The sequence below is a fragment of the Amycolatopsis sp. A133 genome, from assembly GCF_031082405.1.
Taxonomy (GTDB): Bacteria; Actinomycetota; Actinomycetes; order Mycobacteriales; family Pseudonocardiaceae; genus Amycolatopsis.
In genome coordinates, this window is the sequence record NZ_JAVHJU010000009.1 from 57146 (window position 1) to 77615 (window position 20470).

Annotated in this window: 18 protein-coding genes; 7 read left to right on the top strand and 11 right to left on the bottom strand. The window is 71.2% G+C overall.

Annotated features, from left to right (window positions below; translation table 11 throughout):
• Positions 1-87: 87 nt before the first annotated feature.
• The 4 genes from Q5425_RS12105 to Q5425_RS12120 are packed head-to-tail and all read left to right on the top strand — an operon-like array spanning position 88 to position 6262.
• Entirely contained in the window at positions 88-1392 is a 1305-nt protein-coding gene (locus tag Q5425_RS12105) for an extracellular solute-binding protein (RefSeq protein WP_308672270.1), read from the top strand.
• Entirely contained in the window at positions 1389-2360 is a 972-nt protein-coding gene (locus tag Q5425_RS12110; protein ID WP_308672271.1) for a sugar ABC transporter permease, read from the top strand. Before Q5425_RS12105 ends, Q5425_RS12110 begins: the two co-directional genes overlap by 4 nt.
• Complete coding sequence (locus Q5425_RS12115; protein WP_308672272.1) at positions 2360-3184, top strand: carbohydrate ABC transporter permease; 825 nt, start codon at positions 2360-2362, stop codon at positions 3182-3184. Before Q5425_RS12110 ends, Q5425_RS12115 begins: the two co-directional genes overlap by 1 nt.
• A gap of 15 nt (positions 3185-3199) precedes the next feature.
• Positions 3200-6262 carry a glycosyl hydrolase 115 family protein gene (locus tag Q5425_RS12120; protein WP_308672273.1) on the top strand — a complete coding sequence of 1021 codons (3063 nt, stop codon included), beginning with the start codon at positions 3200-3202 and terminating at the stop codon, positions 6260-6262.
• Positions 6263-6438: 176 nt separating this feature from the next.
• On the opposite strand, the gene Q5425_RS12125 is transcribed toward Q5425_RS12120, so the two are convergent.
• Positions 6439-7509, bottom strand: coding sequence for a LacI family DNA-binding transcriptional regulator (locus tag Q5425_RS12125; RefSeq protein WP_308672274.1), 1071 nt, complete (start codon positions 7507-7509; stop codon positions 6439-6441).
• Between the two features lie 173 nt (positions 7510-7682).
• On the opposite strand from Q5425_RS12125, the gene Q5425_RS12130 reads away from it, so the two are divergent.
• A complete protein-coding gene (locus tag Q5425_RS12130; RefSeq protein WP_308672275.1) occupies positions 7683-8606 on the top strand; it encodes an endo-1,4-beta-xylanase in 924 nt (307 codons plus the stop codon).
• On the opposite strand, the gene Q5425_RS12135 is transcribed toward Q5425_RS12130, so the two are convergent.
• The 7 genes from Q5425_RS12135 to Q5425_RS12165 form a co-directional block, all read right to left on the bottom strand.
• Positions 8596-9138 carry a polysaccharide deacetylase family protein gene (locus Q5425_RS12135; protein ID WP_308672276.1) on the bottom strand — a complete coding sequence of 181 codons (543 nt, stop codon included), beginning with the start codon at positions 9136-9138 and terminating at the stop codon, positions 8596-8598. The two genes, Q5425_RS12130 and Q5425_RS12135, sit on opposite strands and share 11 nt — an antisense overlap.
• Positions 9139-9199: 61 nt before the next feature.
• Positions 9200-10132 carry an acyl-CoA desaturase gene (locus tag Q5425_RS12140; RefSeq protein ID WP_308672277.1) on the bottom strand — a complete coding sequence of 311 codons (933 nt, stop codon included), beginning with the start codon at positions 10130-10132 and terminating at the stop codon, positions 9200-9202.
• Positions 10133-10453: 321 nt separating this feature from the next.
• Positions 10454-10657: a cold-shock protein gene (locus Q5425_RS12145; RefSeq protein ID WP_004558414.1), complete on the bottom strand. Its 204-nt coding sequence runs from the start codon at positions 10655-10657 to the stop codon at positions 10454-10456.
• A gap of 100 nt (positions 10658-10757) precedes the next feature.
• Positions 10758-12053 (bottom strand): class I SAM-dependent methyltransferase, encoded by a 1296-nt coding sequence (locus tag Q5425_RS12150; RefSeq protein ID WP_396135154.1) that lies wholly within the window; start codon positions 12051-12053, stop codon positions 10758-10760.
• The gene (locus tag Q5425_RS12155) at positions 12035-13426 is read right to left on the bottom strand and encodes an FAD-binding oxidoreductase (RefSeq protein ID WP_308672279.1); all 1392 of its coding nucleotides are present in this window, start codon (positions 13424-13426) and stop codon (positions 12035-12037) included. The genes Q5425_RS12150 and Q5425_RS12155 overlap by 19 nt, the downstream gene beginning before the upstream one ends.
• An 89-nt stretch (positions 13427-13515) precedes the next feature.
• The gene (locus Q5425_RS12160; protein WP_308672280.1) at positions 13516-14064 is read right to left on the bottom strand and encodes a hypothetical protein; all 549 of its coding nucleotides are present in this window, start codon (positions 14062-14064) and stop codon (positions 13516-13518) included.
• Positions 14061-14498, bottom strand: a complete 438-nt coding sequence (locus Q5425_RS12165; RefSeq protein ID WP_308672281.1) for a DUF6292 family protein — start codon at positions 14496-14498, stop codon at positions 14061-14063. Before Q5425_RS12165 ends, Q5425_RS12160 begins: the two co-directional genes overlap by 4 nt.
• 190 nt (positions 14499-14688) lie before the next feature.
• Between Q5425_RS12165 and Q5425_RS12170 the strand changes: the two genes are divergently transcribed.
• Both Q5425_RS12170 and Q5425_RS12175 read left to right on the top strand, forming a co-directional pair.
• A complete protein-coding gene (locus Q5425_RS12170) occupies positions 14689-15117 on the top strand; it encodes a DUF6292 family protein (protein WP_308672282.1) in 429 nt (142 codons plus the stop codon).
• A gap of 24 nt (positions 15118-15141) precedes the next feature.
• The gene (locus tag Q5425_RS12175) at positions 15142-16995 is read left to right on the top strand and encodes a prolyl oligopeptidase family serine peptidase (protein ID WP_308672283.1); all 1854 of its coding nucleotides are present in this window, start codon (positions 15142-15144) and stop codon (positions 16993-16995) included.
• Here the strand turns inward: Q5425_RS12175 and hpaD are convergent.
• From hpaD to dapA, 3 genes are read right to left on the bottom strand one after another with little or no spacing between them, the layout of a single operon-like run.
• A complete protein-coding gene (hpaD, locus tag Q5425_RS12180) occupies positions 16978-18018 on the bottom strand; it encodes a 3,4-dihydroxyphenylacetate 2,3-dioxygenase (RefSeq protein WP_308672284.1) in 1041 nt (346 codons plus the stop codon). The genes Q5425_RS12175 and hpaD overlap by 18 nt on opposite strands.
• Positions 18015-19523, bottom strand: coding sequence for a 5-carboxymethyl-2-hydroxymuconate semialdehyde dehydrogenase (hpaE, locus tag Q5425_RS12185; RefSeq protein ID WP_308672285.1), 1509 nt, complete (start codon positions 19521-19523; stop codon positions 18015-18017). The genes hpaD and hpaE overlap by 4 nt, the downstream gene beginning before the upstream one ends.
• Positions 19520-20467, bottom strand: coding sequence for a 4-hydroxy-tetrahydrodipicolinate synthase (gene dapA, locus Q5425_RS12190; protein WP_308672286.1), 948 nt, complete (start codon positions 20465-20467; stop codon positions 19520-19522). The genes hpaE and dapA overlap by 4 nt, the downstream gene beginning before the upstream one ends.
• Positions 20468-20470 lie beyond the last annotated feature (3 nt).

Here is a 20470-nt window from a genome sequence, read left to right on the forward strand (position 1 = left end):
GCATTTGTCCGGGAGCAGACTCTTCGCCAACCCGGGCGCCGAGCCGCCCCGTCCTACTCGGCCGAAGTCGTCAGGAGTGGACCCACGATGTTTGTGAAACGCCGGATCACCGTTCTCGCCGCCTTGGCGGCCGTAGTCCCGCTCGCGCTCGCCGCGTGCAGCGGGGGCGGCGATACCCCCGCGCAGCAGCAACAGCCGAGCGGCCCGGTCACCTTGACCTGGTGGCACAACGGCACCACCGATCCGATCAAGTCGGTCTGGGCGCAGGTCGTCGCCGACTACCAGAAGGCGCACCCCGAAGTCACGATCAAGGCGCAGCCGCTGCAGAACGAGGACTTCAACACGAAGGTCCCGCTCGCCCTGCAGTCGGCCGAGCCGCCGGACATCTACCAGTCCTGGGGCGCGGGCGACCTGTCCGGGCAGATCACCTCGGGCAAGGTCGCCGACATCACCGACGACACCAAGTCGTGGATCGAACCGGCCACCGGCAAGTTCGGCGAGAAGTGGCAGGTCGACGGCAAGCAGTACGGCGTGCCGTTCACGCAGCACTTCGTCGGCTTCTGGTACCGCAAGGACCTGTTCCAGCAAGCGGGCATCACCACCCCGCCGAAGACCATGGACGAGCTGAACGCCGCCGTCACGGCGCTGAAGGCCAAGAACGTCGCGCCGATCTCGGTCGGCGGCAAGGACCGCTGGCCGGATGCCTTCTACTTCAACTACTTCGCCATCCGGGAATGCTCGACCGCGGTGCTCCAGCAGTCGGTGAAGGCGGTCAAGCTTGAGGACCCGTGCTGGATGAAGGCCGGGCAGGACCTCAAGAACTTCCTGGCCACCGAACCGTTCCAGACCGGGTTCGCCGGCACGCCCGCCCAGCAGGGCGCGGGCAGCTCCGCCGGTCTCGTCGCCAACGGCAAGGCCGCGATGGAGCTGCAAGGCGACTGGGAGCCCGGCACGATGTCGTCGCTGACCGAGGACAAGGACCTGGACTCGAAGATCGGCTGGTTCCCGTTCCCGACCGTGGCGGGCGGGCAGGGCGACCCGGCGGCCGCGCTCGGCGGCGGTGACGGTTTCGCCTGCACCACCCGGGCCTCCAAGGCCTGCACGGCCTTCCTGCAGTACCTGGTCAGCGAGCCGGTGCAGACCGAGCTCGCCGCGAAGGGGACCGGCCTGCCCGTGAACGCCGCGGCCGCGAAGTCGCTGAAGACCGACACGCTCCGGCAGGTCAACGACTACGGCACGAAGGCGCCGTACGTGCAGATGTACTTCGACCGGGCGTTCCCGACGGCGGTCGGTGCCGCGCTGAACGACGCGGTGGCCAACATGTTCGCCGGCCAGGGCACCCCCGAAGGCATCGTCACGGCCGTCAACCAGGCCGCGGCGGGCAACAAGTGACCACGGCGACGACCCCGGTGCGGACGGCGGCGCGGCCGTCCGCACCGGCGGTCACCGCCCGGAAGCACCGGCCCGGCCTGCGCAAGCGGCTCGAGCTGACGCTGCTGCTCGGGCCCGCCCTGCTGCTGTTCACCGGGTTCGTCCTGGTGCCGATCGGGATCGCGGCTTTCTACAGCCTGTTCAAGTGGAACGGCTTCGGTCCGCTGGACGAGTTCATCGGCTTCGACAACTACGCCGATGCCTTCGCCGGCAAGGTGTTCCAGGGCGCCATCGGGCACAACCTGATCATCGCCGTCCTGTCGATCGTGGTGCAGCTGCCGCTGTCGATCGGCCTGGCGCTGCTGCTCAACCGGAAGCTGCGGGGGCGCGCGGTGCTGCGCGCCCTGGTGTTCGCTCCGTACGTGCTCTCCGAGGCGATCACCGCGGTGATCTGGGCGCTCATGCTGCAGCCCAGCGGGTTCGCCGACCAGGTGCTCCGGGGCGCCGGGCTCGGGGGGCTGGTCCACAACTGGCTGGCCGACCCGGGCATCGTGCTCTACACGCTGTTCGCGGTGATCACCTGGAAGTACATCGGCTTCGGCATCATCCTGCTGCTCGCCGGCCTGCAGGGCGTGCCCGCCGAGCTGCGCGAAGCCGCGGCGCTCGACGGCGCTTCGGCGTGGCAGACCACGCGCCACGTGGTGCTGCCGCTGCTCGGGCCGACCATCCGGATCTGGATCTTCCTCTCGGTGATCGGCTCGCTCCAGCTGTTCGACGTCGTCTGGATCATGACACAGGGCGGCCCGGCGAACGCGTCGACGACGATGGCGACCTACCTGATCGACCACGGCTTCAAGCGCTACGAGTTCGGGTTCGGCTCCGCGGTCGCGGTGATCCTGTTCGTCATCTGCTTCGCGTTCGCCCTGCTGTACCAGCGGTTCGCGCTCCGCCGTGACACGCAGGGGGCCCTGACGAGGATGGTGGGCTGATGCGCTCGGGCAAGTTCGGGCTGTCGATGGGTTACCTCGCGGCCATCGTGGTGGTCGGCGTGACCGTCGTCCCGCTGCTGTTCGTGGCGCTCGGCGGGTTTCGCACCAACGCGCAGCTCAACACCGACCCGGCCGGGCTGCCGGGGCCGTGGGTGTTCGACAACTACGCCTCGGTGCTCGGCTCGGGCGCGTTCTGGACGTTCCTCGGCAACAGCGCGCTGATCGCCGTGATCGCGACCGTGCTCGCCGTCGGGCTCGGCTCGATGGCCGGGTACGCGCTTTCGCGTTACCAGTTCAAGGGCCGGGAGGCGTTCTACACGCTGTTCACGCTCGGCCTGCTGTTCCCGATCGGCGTCGCGACGCTGCCGCTGTACCTGTGGCTGCGGCAGCTGGGCCTGCTCGAGAGCTTCTGGGGCGTGGCGATCCCGGAGGCGGCGTTCTCGCTGCCGGTGACGATCGTGATCCTGCGCCCGTTCATGCACGCGATCCCCGGCGAGATCGAGGACGCGGCCGTGCTCGACGGCACCACCAGGCTCGGGTTCTTCTGGCGGATCCTGCTGCCGCTCTCGACGCCGGCGCTGACCACGGTCGCCGTGCTGGCCTTCGTCACCAGCTGGAACGCCTACCTGCTGCCACTGCTGGTGTTCAACGACTCCGGGAACTTCACGCTCCCGCTCGGCGTCGCGATGTTCCAGTCCCAGTTCTCCCAGGACACCGCCCGGGTGCTCGCGTTCACCGCCTTGTCGGCGATCCCGGCGCTCGCGTTCTTCGTGCTCGCCGAACGGCGCATCGTCGGCGGGCTGACCGGATCCGTGAAGGGCTGACTCAGGAGGTCTCCCGTGCCGTCCGAGGTACACCGCCGTGCCTTCCTGCAACTACTCGCCCTGGCCGGGGCGGCGGGATCCGTCGCCGTGCCGGGCCTCGCCGAAGCCGGGACCGGCTTCCCGTTGGCGTCGCGGGGGAAGGCCGCGACGATCGTGGTCGGCTCGGGCGACTTCCCCGGGGTGCGGCGGGTCGCCGCCGACCTGGCCGCCGACGTCGAACGGGTCACGGGCGTGCGGCCCGCGGTGTCGTTCGACGTGGTCCCCGCGCACGGCCCGGTCGTCGTGGTCGGCACGCTCGGCCACAGCCCGCTGGTCGACGGCCTGGTCGCGGCCGGCAAGCTCGACGTCACCGGCATCGCCGGGAAGTGGGAGACGTCGCTGAGCCAGGTCGTCGACGGACGGCTCGTCCTCACCGGCAGTGACCAGCGCGGTGTGATCTACGGCGTCTACGAGGTTTCCCGGCGCATCGGCGTCTCGCCCTGGTACTGGTGGGCGGACGTGCCGCCGCGACAGCAGGCCGAGCTGCACCTGCCGCGCGAGCGGTTCAGCCTCGGCACCCCGCACGTGAAGTACCGCGGCTTCTTCATCAACGACGAGAACCCGGCGCTCGGCACCTGGGCCCCGGCCTACTTCGGGCCGGGCAAGGCGCCCGGGTTCCCCAACGGCTTCAACCACCTCTTCTTCGCCAAGGTCTTCGAGACCATGCTCCGGCTGCGGGCGAACTACCTGTGGCCGGCGGTGTGGGGGCGGGCGTTCGCCGAGGACGACCCGCTCAACCACGCCACCGCCAAGGAGTACGGCATCGTGATGGGCACCTCCCACGAGGCGCCGATGATGCGCGGGATCGAGGAGTGGAACCGGCACGCGGTGCCCGCGGTCCGCGACGCGGCCGGGAACATCACCACCCCCGGGCACGACCCGTACGGCGGCACGGGGGAGTGGAGCTTCCGCCGCAACGGCGAGGCGATCAAGGCCTATTGGACCGACGGGATCCGCCGGATGGTCCGCGAGGACTTCGAAGGCGTCGTCACGCTCGGCATGCGCGGCAACGGCGACGTCGGCCTCCCCGACGGCGACGGCATCGAGCTGATGCGCGAGATCATCGCGACCGAACGGGAGATCCTCGCCCGCGAAACCGGCCGTGACCTGACCACCGTGCCGCAGGTCTGGACGCTCTACAAGGAAGTGCAGCGGTACTGGGCGAAGGGCCTGCGCCCGCCGGACGACGTCATCGTGGTGTTCACCGACGACAACTGGGGCAACATCCGCAAGATGCCCGACCTGTCCCTGCCGCCGCACCCCGGCGGCTACGGGCTCTACTACCACTTCGACTACGTCGGCGGCGGCCGCAACTACAAATGGGTCGACACCGCGCTGCTCGCCAACACGTGGGAGCAGCTGCACCAGGCGTACGCCTACGGCAACGACCGCCTGTGGGTGGCCAACGTCGGGGACATGAAGGGCAACGAGCTGCCGCTGCAGTTCTTCCTCGACTACGCCTGGGCTCCCGCGGCCCTGCCGGTCGAGCGGCTGTCCACGTGGGAGCGTTCGTTCGCCTCGGAGAACTTCGGCGCGTCGCTGGCTTCCGGCATCGCCGGAGTGCTGCACGACTACGGGCGGCTGCAGTCCCGCCGCAAGCCGGAGCTGCTCAACCGGCGGATCACCGTCGACCCGGCGAAGGACCCGGCCACCGCCGCGGCGATCTCCTACGACGACCGGATGACGCCGTTCAGCCTGGTCAACTACCGCGAGCTGGACACGGTCACCCAGGAGTGGCAGGACCTGGCGGCGCGCACCGCGAAGATCGCGGCGCGGATCCCGGCGGCGTACCGGGACGCCTTCTACGAACTCGTGCAGTACGAAGTCCAGGCGACGGCGAACCTGTACGCGCTGCGGCGCGCCGAGTTCACCAACCTGCTCCACGCGGCCCAGGGCCGGGCTTCGGCCAACACGCTGGCCGCCGTTACCGAGGCCCGGTTCGCCGACGACCTGGCGCTGGCGGAGAAGTACAACACCGGCATCGCGGGCGGGAAGTGGAAGGGCTTCCAGACCCAGCCGCACATCGACTACGGCGACGTCGAGCGCTACGGCCCGAACGCGCCCTGGCAGCAGCCGGAGAAGGACAACGTCGCCCTGCCGGACGTCATCTTCCCGGCGGTGAAACGGATCGAGCTGCCCGCCGCGGCTTCGCTGGGTGTCGCCGTCGACGGGTCGGAACAGTGGTGGCCGGCGGCGCCGGGACGTCCGGTGCTGCCGGAGTTCAGTCCCCACCAGAGTGCGCCGCCGCAGTACATCGACGTCTTCAACCGCGGGCGGGCCCCGTTCCGCTGCACCGTCTCGACGGGTGCGCCGTGGGTGCTGGTCGAGCCGCGCGGCGGCCGGGTCACCGAGGAGCTGCGGATGACCGTGCGGATCGACTGGGCCAGGGCGCCGAAGGGCACCACGACGGTCCCGATCACGGTGTCGGGCGCGGGCGGTTCGGTGGTGGTGGACGCCGTCGTCCGCCAACCGGACCTGCCCCCGTCGTGGCGGCGCGGGTTCGTCGAGGCCGGCGGGTACGTGTCGATGGAGGCCGAGCACTGCTCCGCCAACGTCGGCGCGGGCGAGGTGGCGTGGCGCCGGATCCCGGACATCGGCCGGACCGGGGCGGGCATGACCCCGTTCCCGGTGACGGCGGCGAGCAGGCAGCCGGGCGCGGGACCCCGCCTGGAGTACCGGATGACGCTGTTCACAACGGGTCCGGTGACGGTGTGGGCGTTCTTGTCCCCGCGCAGCAACGTGCTGACGGGTGAGGGACTGCGCTACGCGGTGTCGTTCGACGACGCGGAGCCGCAGGTCGTGAACATCACGACGGCGACGGGCGCGGACGACACGTCCATGAACCGCCAGTGGGAGCGGACCACTTCGGACAACGTGAACCTGACGTCGACGCGGCACGTGATCGCCGGCGCGGGCCCGCACGTGCTGAAGTTCTGGATGGTCGACCCGGCGGTGATCGTGCAGAAGCTGGTGGTCGACACCGGGGGACTGCGGGCGAGTTACCTGGGCCCGCCGGAGAGCATGCGGTGGCCGTGGTGAGCGGCGGTCCGGGCTGCCTGCCGGTCGGGAATCGACAACGGCGGTCTACAGCCGAACCATCGAGGGCCACCGGAGCGGACACAGTGGTCGTGGTCGAACGTCAGGGGCTTTCCGCGGGGCGAGCCCGCTGGCCGGCGCCGCGCCCGCCGGCCGGGGTTCGGCCCCGATCTTCGGCCTTACCTCGCTCCGCCGGTGAGGACCCGGTAGCCCTGGTGGGCCGGGGCCGCCGTGCTGTGGCGGACCACCAAGCTCGTGGCCAGCTCGAGGCGGTGGCTCTCCGGGTCCACGCCGCGGGCCAGGGAAATCGCCAGCCGGGCGCCGGCCGCCGCCATCTCCTGCAGGGGCTGGCGGACCGTGGTCAGCTCCGGGGTGAGCCAGCGGGCGATCGGCAGGTCGTCGAAGCCCACCACGCTCAGGTCGTCCGGGATGCGCAGACCCGCGTCGCGCGCCGCCTCGTAAACGCCGAGCGCCTGCAGGTCGCTGCCGGCGAACACCGCCGTCGGCCGGTCCGGGAGGGTGAGCAGTGAAGCCAGTTCACGGTAGCCGGCCCGGACGTGGAAGTCGCCGCGGCGCACCAGTGCCGGATCGAAGGCCAGCCCGGCCGTCTCCAGCGCCGTGCGGTAACCGTCGATCCGGGCCCGGCTGCACAGCACCCCCTCCGGCCCGCCGATCATCGCGATCCGGCGGTGGCCCAGCTCCACGAGGTGCCGGGTGGCCGTCAGCCCGCCCTGCCAGTTCGTGGCCCCGATCGAGGGCGTCTCCGGCCCGGGCGCACCGGCCGGGTCGACCACGACCAGCGGGATGTCGCGGGCCCGGAGCTTCGCCAGCTGCCCGCCGGTGAAGTCCGAGCACACCGAAACGATGCCGACCGGCCGCCGGGCGAGCACACTCTCCAGCCAGCTCTGCCCGGGCGTGTGCCGGCCGGAAGATTCCGCGAGCACGACAGCCATTCCGTTTTCGCGGGCGACGTACTCGACGCCGCGGATGATTTCAAGGGCCCAGGTGCTTTCGAGTTCGTGGAACATCAGCTCCAGCAGCCGGGAACGGCGGGAACGTTCGTCGGCACGTCGTCTGTACCCATATTTCCCGATGACCGCTTCGACGCGGGCTCGGGTGGTTTCGGCGACGTCGGGACGACCGTTCAGCACTTTCGAAACTGTCGGGACGGAGACACCGGTCTCGGCGGCGATCCGGGCGATGGTCACCCGGGACTCGGACGGCTCGAGCTCGTCAGACTTCGTTGTCATGACGGAGATTCTAGGTCATCGAAACCTGATTTGAAACGGTTGGAAACTTTCGGAGCACCATTGTCTCGCGGAGGGTGAACATGTCGGGAAGAATTCCTAAGAAACGCGCCCTGATGGCGGTTGCGGCCGTCATGGGGATTGCCGTGTGGCAGGCGCCTGCGGCTTCTGCGTCGGTGCCGCTGCAATACACCACGAACCGTTACGTCGGCAGCGCGGTCGCTGCGCAGTACCTGGCTTCGGAAACCGATTACCGGGCGGTGCTCACCCGGGAATTCGACAACGTGACGCCCGAAAACGAGATGAAGTGGGCCACGGTCGAAGCCGTGCGCGGCCAGTACGACTGGTCGGGCGCGGACGCGATCGTCCGGTACGCGCAGACGCACCACAAGACCGTCCGCGGCCACACGCTGGTCTGGCACTCGCAGCTGCCGGACTGGGTCGCCGCGCTGCCCGCCGACGAGCTCCGGCGGGTCCTGCGTGACCACATCATGACGGAAGTGAAGCGGTACAAGGGGAAGATCCGCGCCTGGGACGTCGTCAACGAGATCTTCAACGAGGACGGCACCCGGCGTGACACGGTCTTCCACCAGAAGCTCGGGGACGGCTTCGTGGCCGACGTCTTCCGCTGGGCGCACGCGGCCGACCCGGCGGCGAAGCTGTACATCAACGACTACAACATCGAAGGGATCAACCCGAAGAGCGACGCGGTGTACGACCTGGTGAAGACGCTGCGGCGGCAGGGCGTGCCGATCAGCGGCGTCGGCATCCAGGGGCACCTGTCGATCCAATACGGCTTCCCCGGCCAGTACCGCGAAAACCTGGCCCGCTTCGCCAGGCTCGGTGTGGAGACCGCGGTCACCGAGGCCGACGTCCGGATCCCGACCCCGCCGGACGCGGCCAAGCTCGCCACCCAGGCCGACTACTTCGGCCGGCTGTGGGACGGCTGCCACGCCGTCCGCAAGTGCGTCGAGTTCACGACCTGGGGCTTCACGGACCGGCACTCGTGGGTCCCGGACGTCTTCCCGGGCGAAGGGGCAGCCTGCCTCTTCGACGAGAACCTGCGGCCGAAGCCGGCCTACTTCCGCCTCAACCCCTGACCGGACCGGGACGCAGCCCGCGGGCGGTGAGCGCGGCGAGGATGCGGGGGACCGCGTCGAGCGTGGCCGGGCGGCCTTCGTGCATCAGCACGGTGCCGCCCGGCTGTGCCTGCCCGGCCGCGGCGACGATCTCGTCCGCGGAACAGCCCGCCCAGTCGCGCGTGTCGACGCTCCACAGCACCTCGGTGAGCCCGTGCGCCGCCAGCGTCCGGGCGACCGAGGGGTCCGTGTCCCCGTAGGGCGGCCGGAACAGGGCCGGCCGGATGCCGGTCAGCCGGGTCAGGAGGTCCTGCGTGCGCCGGACCTCCTGGTCGATGCCGGCCACCGTCAGCGTGGTCAGCTGCGGGTGGGTCCACGTGTGGTTCCCGATCGTGTGGCCCGCCGCGGCGATCGCCCGGACCAGGTCCGGGTGCGCCGCGGCGTGCTCGCCCCACAGGAAGAACGTCGCCCGCGTGGTACCGAGCGCGGCCAGCAGCGCCGGGGTCGTCTCGGGGTACGGGCCGTCGTCGAACGTCAGTGCGACCGTGTCCATCGGTCCAAGATCACCCGGCGCTACCGCGAGGGCAAGGACTTTCGGGCTCTTTCGCCAGCGGTCAGCGCGCCAGCGCGGCCAGCCGCTTCGCCGTCGGCCAGCGCACGTTCCACGCCCAGCCCAGCTTCTCGAACACCCAGATCACCCGGGCGGAGATGTCGAGCTGGCCGCGCAGCACGCCGTGGCGGGCCGACGTCGGGTCCGCGTGGTGGGTGTTGTGCCAGGACTCGCCCATCGACAGGATGGCCAGCGGCCAGAAGTTGGCCGAGCGGTCGCGGCTGGCGAACGGGCGCTCGCCGATCATGTGGCAGATCGAGTTCACCGACCACGTCACGTGGTGCTGGAAGGAGATCCGGGCCAGGCCCGCCCACAGGAACGCGGTCAGCGCACCCCACCACGACATGGTGATCAAGCCGCCGAGCAGCGGCGGGAGCAGCAGGCTCACCACCACCCACAGCGGGAAGAGCCGGTCGACGACGCGCAGGTCGCGGTCGGCGGCCAGGTCGGGGGCGAACCGGTCGACGTTGGTCTTGTCGCGGCCGAAGAGCCAGCCCATGTGGGCGTGCCAGAAGCCACGGGCCAGTGCCACCGGGGAGGTGCCGAACAGCCACGGCGAGTGCGGGTCGCCGTCCCGGTCGGAGAAGGCGTGGTGCCGGCGGTGGTCGGCGACCCAGCCGATCACCGGCCCCTGCGCCGCGAGGCCGCCGGCGATGGCCAGCGCGATCCGCAGGGCCCGCTTCGCGCGGAACGCGCCGTGGGTGAAGTAGCGGTGGTACCCCACGGTGACCCCGAGCGTCGACACCACGAAGAACGCGCCGCCGATCGCGAGGTCGAGCCAGCTGACGCCCCACCCCCAGAACACCGGGACGGCGGCGGCGAGGGCGAGGAAGGGGAGGAGCAGGAACGTGCGGATGGTGATGAGCTCGGGGATCGTCTGCTTGCCCGAGAGCACGGGCTTCGGAGCCGGAGGGGCTGCCTTCACGGAGGCGGTCATGCACTTCTCGATTCGAGGTCTACGCCGCGCCGGGCCGAGCCGGGCGCGGGAGGCCGGGGGCGGGAACACCCGGCGAGTCTGCGGTCTGGAGGTGGCCGGGCGGGTCGCCGCTCCTGCCGGCGATCGGCCTCGGGGCCACGGTGCGAGAGTGAGACCGGCCGGACGCCGGCATACGGGGGGGTGCTCTCGCTCCTGTCCGGTTCCACGTTACCGGACTGTTGTGAATCCGCAGTGTGGATGTGAAGCGGGGTGACGTGAAGCGGCGAACGAGTAAGGCCCCCGCCCCCCGGGAGGGGCGAGGGCCTTAGGGTGCCTCGTGGCTCAGATGACGCTGACGCGCTGGGCCTGCGGGCCCTTCTGGCCCTGGCCGATTTCGAACTCCACACGCTGACCCTCGTCGAGCGACTTGAAGCCGCTGCCCTGGATCTCGGAGTAGTGGACGAACACGTCCGGGCCCCCGCCGTCCTGCGCGATGAAGCCGAAGCCCTTTTCGCCGTTGAACCACTTGACACTGCCCTGAGCCATGCTAATACCTACTCTTTGTTAGTGAGCCTGGATGCCCCGTTCGGACGTCCGGTCTCAAGACCATTATCCCATCACCGGGCCGAAGAGGCCACCCCGGCGGTCAAACTCCCCAATCGGGCCGCAGCGGCATGCCCATCCCGCCCTCGCTGTCGGTCCGGACGCCCAGGATGTGGTGCAGTTCGATCTCGCGCCGTTCGAAGGCGAGCCGGCAGGCCGCCAGGTAGAGGGCCCACACCCGGCTGCGCCCGGCACCGGCCTCGGCGACCGCCTCGTCCCAGTGTTCGTCCAGGTTGGCGCACCACCCGGCCAGCGTCTTCGCGTAGTGCTCGCGGAAGTTCTCCGAGTGACGCACCTCCAGCCCGGCGTCGTGCATGGCGGTCATCAGCTCACCGGGTGCCTCGAGTTCGCCGTCCGGGAAGACGTAGCGGTCGATGAACCCGCGCGAGCGGTGCGCGACGCTCGTGTCCGGGTTGGTGATGCAGTGGTTGAGCAGCCGTCCGTGCGCCTTGAGCTTGCCGGCCAGGAAGCGGAAGTAGCCGGGGACGTTGCGGGCCCCGATGTGCTCGGTCAGGCCGATCGAGGAGATCGCGTCGAACCCGGTCTCGGTGACGTCCCGGTAGTCTTGGTGGCGGATTTCGGCGCGGTCGGCGATCCCCAGCGCGACGATGTTCTTCTGCCCCCACTGGGCCTGCTCGCGGGAGAGGGTGACACCGATGGCCTCGACGCCGTAGTGCCGGACGGCGTGGGCGACCATCCCGCCCCAGCCGCAGCCGACGTCGAGCAGCCGCATGCCCGGCTTGAGGCCGAGCTTCTTGCAGACCAGGTCGAACTTGTGCGCCTGCGCCTCCTCCAGCGTGGCCCCCTCGTGCGGGAACACCGCGCAGGTGTAGGCCATCGACGGGCCGAGGACCAGCTCGTAGAACCGGTTGGACACGTCGTAGTGGCTGGCGATGGCCTCGCTGTCCCGCGCCTTCGAATGCCGCAGCGCGGTCATCCCGCGCCGGAACCGGCTCGGGTGCTCCTCGGCCGGCGGCTTGACCACCCGCAGGTGGCGCGGGCCGAGCTTGCGCAGCAGCCACAGCCGGTCGGCCGGGGTGAGCTGGTCGACCTGGGTCGACAGGGCGTGCAACGCCGTGTAGAGGTCGCCGGTGACGTCGAGTGCGCCGGCGACGTACGCGCGGGCGAGGCCGAGGTCGCCGGGGGAGGACATCAGGTAGTCCAGCGCCAGCGGTGAGCGCACTTCGATGGCCACCGGCGCGTCGGCCGGGCCGCTGCGGCTGCCGTCGTAGGCGGTGATGGACACCTCGGCACGGGGGCCGAGCAACCGCTCGAAGACGGTGCCGACGGTGATGCTTTCCTGGGTCACGTTCGTTCCTTTCACCGGCGGCGGACGCATTTTTCGTAGAGGCCGAGCAGCCGCTCGCGCGGGTCGTAGGTCCGCTTGAGCTCCTGGTAGGCGTCGCCGTTGTAGAGCCGCCAGAACTCTTCCTCGGTGTAGAAGCTGTCGGAGTAGAGCGACTTGTGGCCGCCGAGCCGGGTGACCTCCGCCTCGATCATCCGGTTGTGCACGCCGTCGCGCTCGCCGGGGTCGAGTGGGACGGACGACCAGAACCCGAAGTTGACGTACAGCTCTTCGGGGTCCAGCTCGTAGAGCGGCCAGCGGACGCCACCGGGCCGCTGCCGCAGCGGGCAGATCCAGACCGGGCTGATCGGGATCTCCCGCTCGAAGAACTCGAGGAACTCCGCCGCCCGGGCGAGCGGGACCTCGATGTCCTGCACGATCGTCTCCTCCGGCGGCAGGCGCCGGAGCTTCAGCAGCCGCTCGGCGATCCGGAACCGGCGGTCGAGCGCGACGGCCTTCCAGTAGACCGAGGACCGCAGGAACCGGCGGCCGAGCAGCAGCCGGGGCAGCCGGTGCTGGACGCCGAACGCGCGGGAGCACCAGAACCAGTCGGTGTCCCAGCGCCAGAGGTAGTCGCGGACGGTCAGGTGGTCGGTTTCGCGCCGCTGGATGGAGCGGTAGTAGATGTCCAGCCAGGTGTAGTCGCTCGTCGCCGGCGCGGTGTCGGTGAACGCCGCGAGCGTCAGGTACAGCTCGTCCGGGCCGAAGACCGTGCCGTCGACGAAGTCGTGTTCGCCGCTCTCGCAGGCTTCGCGCAGGGCGCCGAAGTAGGTGTCCCGGTCGTGGAAGCGGACGTGCCGGAGCTCGACGAACGGTTTGACCGGTTCCAGCAGGATCTTCAGCCGCAGTGCGTAGCCGAGGGTCCCGTAGGAGTTGGGGAAGCCGTGGAACAGGTCGCGGTGCTCGTTGTCCGGTGTCGCGACGACGATCCGGCCGTCCCCGGTGAGCACCTCGAGCTCCAGCACCGACTCGTGCGGCATTCCGTTGCGGAAGGACGAGGACTCGATGCCGAGCCCGGTCACCGCGCCGCCGAGCGTGATGGTCTTCAGCTGCGGCACGACCAGCGGCATCAGCCCGTGCGGCAGCGTGGCGTCGACGAGCTGCTCGTAGGTCACCATCCCTTCGACGTCGGCGGTGCGGGCCCCGGGGTCGACGTGCAGCACGTGGGTGAAGCCGGAGACGTCCAGCCCGGGGTGCTTCGCGGCGGCCCGGGACCGGAAGAGGTTGGAGGTGCGCTTCGCGAGCCGGACGGTCGCTTCGCCGGCGATCGCGGTGAGCTGCCGCCTCAGGGCGTCGACGCGGGTTTCGTGCTCGGGGAAAGCCGGGCCCGGACGGGCTTCGGGCACCCCGGCCTGATCGATGGTCACGCCCTGATCCTGCCTCACCGGAGCCGCTCGTGGCTCGCCGGACGTCGTGAAATGACTCATTCACGTAAGTGTTCCGGCGCCGTGGCGGCTCAGGCGACCGCGCGCAGCGGGGTTTGCCCGTCCAGGAGCCCTTCGGCGTCGGCGAGGAAGGCGTCGATCCGCCGCAGCCGGTCGGCGGTGCGCCGCTCGATCGCGGCCAGCCGGTCCGCGCGGCGCCGGGCGTCGTCCACGATCCGGTGGGCCTGCGCGCGGGCGTCGGCGGTGCGCCGGTCCGCGGCCTCTGCGGCCTCCTGGGCGTCCCGGACGATCGCGGCGGCGCGTTCCCGGGCGGTCGTGACGATGTCGTCCGCTTGGGCGTGCGCCAGTTCGAGCAGGTGGCGGACCCGGTCGCTCACGGCGGCCGGGTCGGCGGGGGTGCGGCACAGCCGGTCGAGGCGGGCGGTCAGCCCGGCCTGGCCGGCGCGGGCCCGTTCGAGCTGCCGCGCGAGGTGCTCGGCCTCGTCGACGGCCGCGTCGCGGTCGGCCGTGAGCAGGCGGATCTCGTCGAGCAGCTCGTCGATCCGCTGGTCGACCTGCTCCCGGTCGTAACCGCGCAACGTGAGCGCGAAGCTTTCCGGCAGGGGCAGCGGAGCCGTCATCGGGCCACGGCCGTCCGGCGCAGCAGCGCGGCGAGCGCGGCGGCGTCGCCGGCGGTGCGGAGTTCGACGGGATCGGGCCGTCCCACGGTGTGGTCGTCTTCGTGCAGGGCGGTGACGAACCGCCCGACCCGGCGCGGCGACGGCGCGACGGTGGGGCCGCCGAGGTAGCGCAGGACGATCAGGTCCTCGCCGGAGTGCGTCTCGATGGCCGCGGCCCAGCCGCGGACTTCGTCCCACAGCAGGGCCACGTCGCGGTCGGGGTAGTGCGGCAGCCGGGTGTCGAGGGCGACGTAGGCCGATACCGGGGTGTCGTGGTCGACGGTGCACGACTCGAGGCCGATCCCGAGTTCGGCGGTGACGTCGCGGAGGTAGCCGAGGAGCGCGGGGACGGCGGGATGCTGGTAACCGGTCGGGAGTTCGATCGATGCGGTCACGGGGTCCGGGAGCCTTTCTCTCTTTCGGGTGGTTCCGTTCTAACATGTCATCGAAATGATGACAAGCGGGATGTCGCCGGATCGACGACGCCCGGCGTCCGGTTCGCCGGGATTGAGCAGCGTGCCACCGGGGTACCCGTTCGGGGGACCGCGGAGGATCCCGCGGCAGGACGCGGAAAGCGAGGCGGCGTTGAGCATTCTGATCGACTTCGGGCGCGACACGGAGTTCTCGTTCGAGCGGCGGTTGCGCGGCTACCTGGGGGCGGTGGCGAGGGCCGTGGGAGTGGGACTGGAGTCCTGCACGCTCGACGCGGGCACGCCCGCAGCCGCCTACATCGCACTGGACTGGCGCTTGTCCCGCTTCCCCGGCCACGACCTGGCCCTGGTCTGGGACGAAGTCCACGGCTGGGCGGCGGCGATCGAAGACGTCACCGGCGAGGCGGCCACGGCACTGGCCTACGTCGGCGGCGAGGTCCTCCCCGACCCCCGCGCGGTGGTCCGCTTCCTGGCGGCGGTCCGCGCGGACGACCCGGACGCGGGCGTGCTGGAAGCCCCGGTCCTGCGCCAGGCGGGGGACCACGAGCAGCTGCTGGCGATGGTTCCTGCGAGCCGGAGCTGATCCACTTGCGGCACACTCGGGTCCATGGGGAAGCTGACGGCGGAGGCCGTGGTCGACCGGAACGTGCCGCGGACACCGCGCTTGTCACCGGACGGCCGGTGGGTGGTGTTCGTCAGCTCACCGGTGGGGCGGGCCGGGGAACACCCGGTGAGCGGGCTGTGGATCGGTCCTTCGGACGGGAGTGAGCCGCCCCGGGAACTCGCGGCCGGTGCCGCCGAGGACCGGGAGCCGCGGTGGTCGGCGGATTCCGCATGGGTCTACTACCTGTCCGACCGGGCTGATCGCGGGACGGCGCAGCTGTACCGCGTCGGCCGGGACGGCGGCGAGCCGGAGCAGCTGACGGACCGGGACCCCGGGGTCGGTGACTACGTGCTGATGCCGGACAGCGGTGCGGTGGTTCTCGTCGCCCCGGAGGAAAAGGACGCGCCGGCCGACCCCCGGGTGCGGGTGGTGCGGCCCGGTGCTGCCGAAGCACCCACTTGGGACACCGTCGCCCGGCCGGATCGGCTCTGGCTGCTCGACCCGCCGACCGGCGCCGTCCGCCCGCTCGGCGACTTCGGCCCGCGGCACGTCGTCGAAGCCGCCGCGCGGCCGGATGGCCGCACCCTCGCCGTGCTCACCTGGTCCGTCGCCGACCGGGAGCCGGGGCGCTTCGACCCCGGCCTGCACCTCGTCGACCCCGCCACCGGTGCCCGGCAGGACCTCGGCGTCCCGGCGCACGAGGCCGAGTCGCTCACCTGGTGGCGCGACGAAGCCGGCTGGCACCTGGCCTACCTCGGAATCACCCCGCCCGGCCTGATCGGCGGCAAGGCGATCTTCGAGGCCGGCGACCACCGGAACCTCACCGCCGGGATGAGTGCCTGCCCCATCGACCTGGCCGAGTCCGGCGACGGCCGGCTGCTGGCGCTCGTCGCCGAAGGCCTCGACACCACGATCCGGTGCCTCGATCCCGCCGGCGGCACCTTCACCGAGCTCCGCCGCGCGACCGGCAGCCTGCAGGACCTGAGCGCGGGCGGAGGCCGGATCGCCGTCGTCGGGAGCACCGCCACCGAGCCGGACGCCGTCCACTGCGGACCACCCGGCGGCCCGCTCTCCCGGCTCGGCGAACCGCAGTTGCGCGGGATCCACTGGGGCACTCAGGAACGCCTGTCCTACCGGGCCGAAGACGGCCTGGAACTCGACGGCCTCCTGATCCTCCCACCCGGCCGCACCCGCGCCGACGGCCCGTTCCCGCTCGTCACCCTCGTCCACGGCGGCCCGTACGACCGCTGGGCCGACCGGTTGCAGCTCGGCTGGTTCCGCTGCGGCCAGTGGCTGGCCGCGGCCGGGTTCGCGGTGTTCCTGCCGAACATGCGCGGCGGCCTGGGCCACGGCCACGCCTTCGCGGCGAGTGTCGCGGGCGACGTCGGGGGCGCGGAGTTCACGGACCTGCTCACCGGAATCGACCTCCTCGTCGAGGCCGGTGTCGCCGACGAAGAACGGCTCGGCATCGGCGGCGGCAGCCACGGCGGGTTCGTGGCCGCCTGGGCCGTCACACAGACGGATCGCTTCAAGGCGGCCCTCGTCAACGCGGGCGTCATCGACTGGCCGCTGCTCGCGGCGACCGGCGAGCACGGCCGGTTCGACCTCGCCCTCGGTGGCCGGGAAAACAGCCCGATCATCCACGCGGACCGGATCGCCACCCCCGTCCTCATCGTGCACGGCGAGGACGACACGAACGTCCCGCTCTCGCAGGCCGAACTCCTGCACCACGCCCTCGGCGACCGCGAGCACGAGTTCGTGATCTACCCGCGGGAGGGCCACTCGCTCCGCGAACGCGGCCACCAGCTCGACTTCCTGCACCGGACCCGCGCCTGGTTCTCAGACCTGCTCGCCTAGCTTGTACTCCGCCCCGCCGGTGAACGAGAAGCCGTCCGCGCCGACGGTGACGTCGGCTTCGCGCGGTTCGGCCCGTTCGGCGACCGGCTGGACCGCGCCGTCGAGGTCGAGCACGACCGACGCGTCGGTGTACCAGCTCGGCACCACCGGGTTGCCCCACCAGTCGCGGCGCTGGTTGTCGTGGACGTCCCAGGTGAGCACCGGGTTGTCCGGGTCGCCGGTGTAGTAGTCGTGCGTGTAGATCTCGATGCGGTGCCCGTCGGGGTCGCGGACGTAGAGGTAGAACGCGTTCGACACGCCGTGGCGGCCCGGCCCGCGCTCGATCGCCCCGGGCTTCCGCAGCGCGCCCAGGTGGTCGCAGATGTGCAGGATCTGGTGCCGCTCGTGCGAGGCGAACGCGATGTGGTGCAGCCGCGGCCCGTCGCCGCCGGTGAGCGCGACGTCGTGGACGGTCGGCTTGCGGAACATCCACGCCGCGTACACCGTGCCTTCGGCGTCCTGGATGTCCTCCGAGACGCGGAAGCCCAGATCCTCGTAGTACTTCCGGGCCGCCGGGACGTCCGGGGTGTCCAGGTTGAAGTGGTCCAGCCGCGACAGCGCCCCGGCGCCGTGGACGTCGTAGCGCTGGGTGAACCGCTCGACGTGCTCGGCCTCGTGGAAGAACTCCACCGGGAAGCCCAGCGGGTCGAGGACCCGCACCGCCTCGCCGATCCCGCGCGTGGCGCCCGCCGCCCGCCGCTCGATCCGGCAGCCGAGCGCGCGGTAGTACGCCTCGGCCAGGTCGAGGTCGGCGGCGCCGCGCACCCGGTAGGCCAGCACACCCAGGGCGGCCGTCGGCCCCTTCCGGAGCACGAGCGAATGGTGCAGGTACTCCTCGAACGCCCGCAGGTACAGCGCCGAGGAGTCTTCGTGGGTGACGACGAGCCCGAGCACGTCGACGTAGAACGCCCGCGACGCGGCCAGGTCGGTGACGACGAGCTCGGCGTACGCGCAGCGGAGGACGTCCGGCGGGGCGGCGGTCATGACTGTCCTTTCCGGACGCTGCCGAACCGGGTCGCGTGCACCGGCCCGAGGGAGACGTGGATGGCCTGCTCGTCGGTGTAGAAGCCGAGGGAGCGGTAGCCGCCTTCGTGGCCGAGGCCGGACGCCTTGACCCCGCCGAACGGTGTGCGCAGGTCCCGGACGTTGTGCGAGTTGAGCCAGACCATCCCGGCCTCGACCGACTGCGCGAAGGTGTGCGCCCGCTGCAGGTCCGACGTCCACAGGTAGGCGGCCAGGCCGTACTTGACGCCGTTGGCCAGTGACCGGGCTTCGGCTTCGGTGTCGAACGGCGTCAGCGCGACGACCGGCCCGAAGATCTCCTCCTGGAAGATCCGGGCGGTCGGCGGGACGTCGGCGAACACCGTCGGCGCCACGTAGTTGCCGCTGTCCAGCCCGGCCGGACGGCCGCCGCCGGCGAGCAGGCGGCCTTCGGTCTTGCCCAGCTCGACGTACCGCATGACCTTGTCGTGGTGCTCGGGGTGCACCAGCGCGCCGACCTCGGTGGCGGGGTCGTGCGGGTCTCCGACGACGATGTTCGCCGCGCGCGCGGCGAACCGCGCGCAGAACTCGTCGTAGATCGGGCGCTCGACGAGGATCCGGCTGCCCGCCGTGCAGCGTTCGCCGTTGAGGGAGAACACGCCGAAGAGCGTCGAATCGATCGCGGCGTCGAGGTCGGCGTCGGCGAAGACGATCGCCGGGGACTTGCCGCCCAGTTCCATCGACATGCCCTTGAGGTGGGTCGCGCAGTTGCGGTAGATCGTCTGCCCGGTCGTGGTCTCGCCGGTGAAGGAGATCAGCGGGACGTCCGGGTGCTTGACCAGCGCGTCGCCCGCTTCCTCACCGAAGCCGTTGACCAGGTTGAAGACCCCCGGCGGCAGCCCGGCTTCGGCGAAGATGCCCGCCCACAGGCTCGCCGACAGCGGCGTGAACTCGGCCGGCTTGAGCACCACCGTGCACCCCGAAGCCAGCGCGGGGGCGAGCTTCCAGCTTTCCAGCATGAACGGCGTGTTCCACGGCGTGATCAGCCCGGCGACCCCGACCGGCTTGCGGTGCACGTAGTTCACCTGCCGCCCCGGCACCTGGTACGTGTCGTCGGCCTGCGCGACGACGAGGTCGGCGAAGAACCGGAAGTTCTCGGCCGCGCGCTGGGCCTGCCCGAGCGCCTGGGTGATCGGCAGCCCGGTGTCGAACGTCTCCAGCTCGGCCAGCCGCTCGTCCTGGGCCTCGACGGCGTCGGCGATCTTGTTCAGCACGCGCGCCCGTGCCCGCGGCAGCATCCGCGGCCACGGCCCTTCGGTGAACGCCGTGCGCGCCGCGGCGACGGCCCGGTCGACGTCTTCGGCCTGACCCGCGGCCGCCGTGACGTACGGGGTGTTCGAGACCGGGTCGAGGACGTCGAACGTCCGGCCCGAGACGCTGCCGGCGAACTCGCCGCCGATGTAGTGCTCGAGCTCGCCCGGCAGCCCTTCCGGGACGTGGTGGGTCATCGCTTTCCTCCCACGGTGAAGCCGTCGGCCGGCGACAGGTACTCCGCGCCTTCGGCCATCAGTTCGGTGATCCGGGCGACGCCGGACCCGGTCGGCGGGATCAGCGGCGGCCGCACGTGCCCGGACGCGATCAGGCCGCGCTGCTGCAGCACCCACTTCCCGGGCGCCGGATTGGTCTCGACGAACAGCAGATCGACGAGGGGGTGCAGGCCGTAGTGGATCTCCCGCGCCCGTTCGTGGTCGCCGGCCTGCCACGCGGTGTACATCTCCGCGCAGGCGGCCGGGGCGATGTTGGCCGTCGCGCTGACGAACCCGGCGCCGCCGAGGGCGAGCAGCGGCAGGCAGAGCAGCTCGATCCCGGACCACACCAGCAGTTCCCGGCCGCACAGGTGCAGTACGCGGGAGAAGTGCTCGAAGTCCTTCGTCGTCTCCTTGATGCCGACGAAGTTCTCGCACGAGCGGTACAGCCGCGCGACGGTCTCCGGGGCGAGGTCGACCGCGGTCCGGCTCGGCACGTTGTAGGCGACGATCGGCAGGTCCGGGAACTCGCGGCAGACGGTGCGGTACCAGACGAACAGCGCGTCCTGCGTGGGCCGCGCGTAGTACGGCGTGATGACCAGGGCCGCGTCGATTCCGGCGTCCTGGGCGAGCGCCGTCAGCTCCAGGGTCTCGTCGAGCTTCGCCGAGCCGGTGCCCGGGACGAAGGGGACGCGGTCGCCGACCGCCGCGGCCACCGTCCGGATCGCCTCGGCGCGCTCGGCGACCGTCTGCGAACCGGGTTCGCCGGTGGAACCGCCGATCGAGATGCCGTGCGTGCCGGAGGCGAGCTGCCAGCGCACGAGGTTCTGCAATCCCTCGTGGTCGACGGCGCCTTCGGCGGTGAACGGCGTCATCAGCGGCGCGATCGACCCGCGGATGGTCCGGGGGTCGGAGCGGAAGCGCATGGT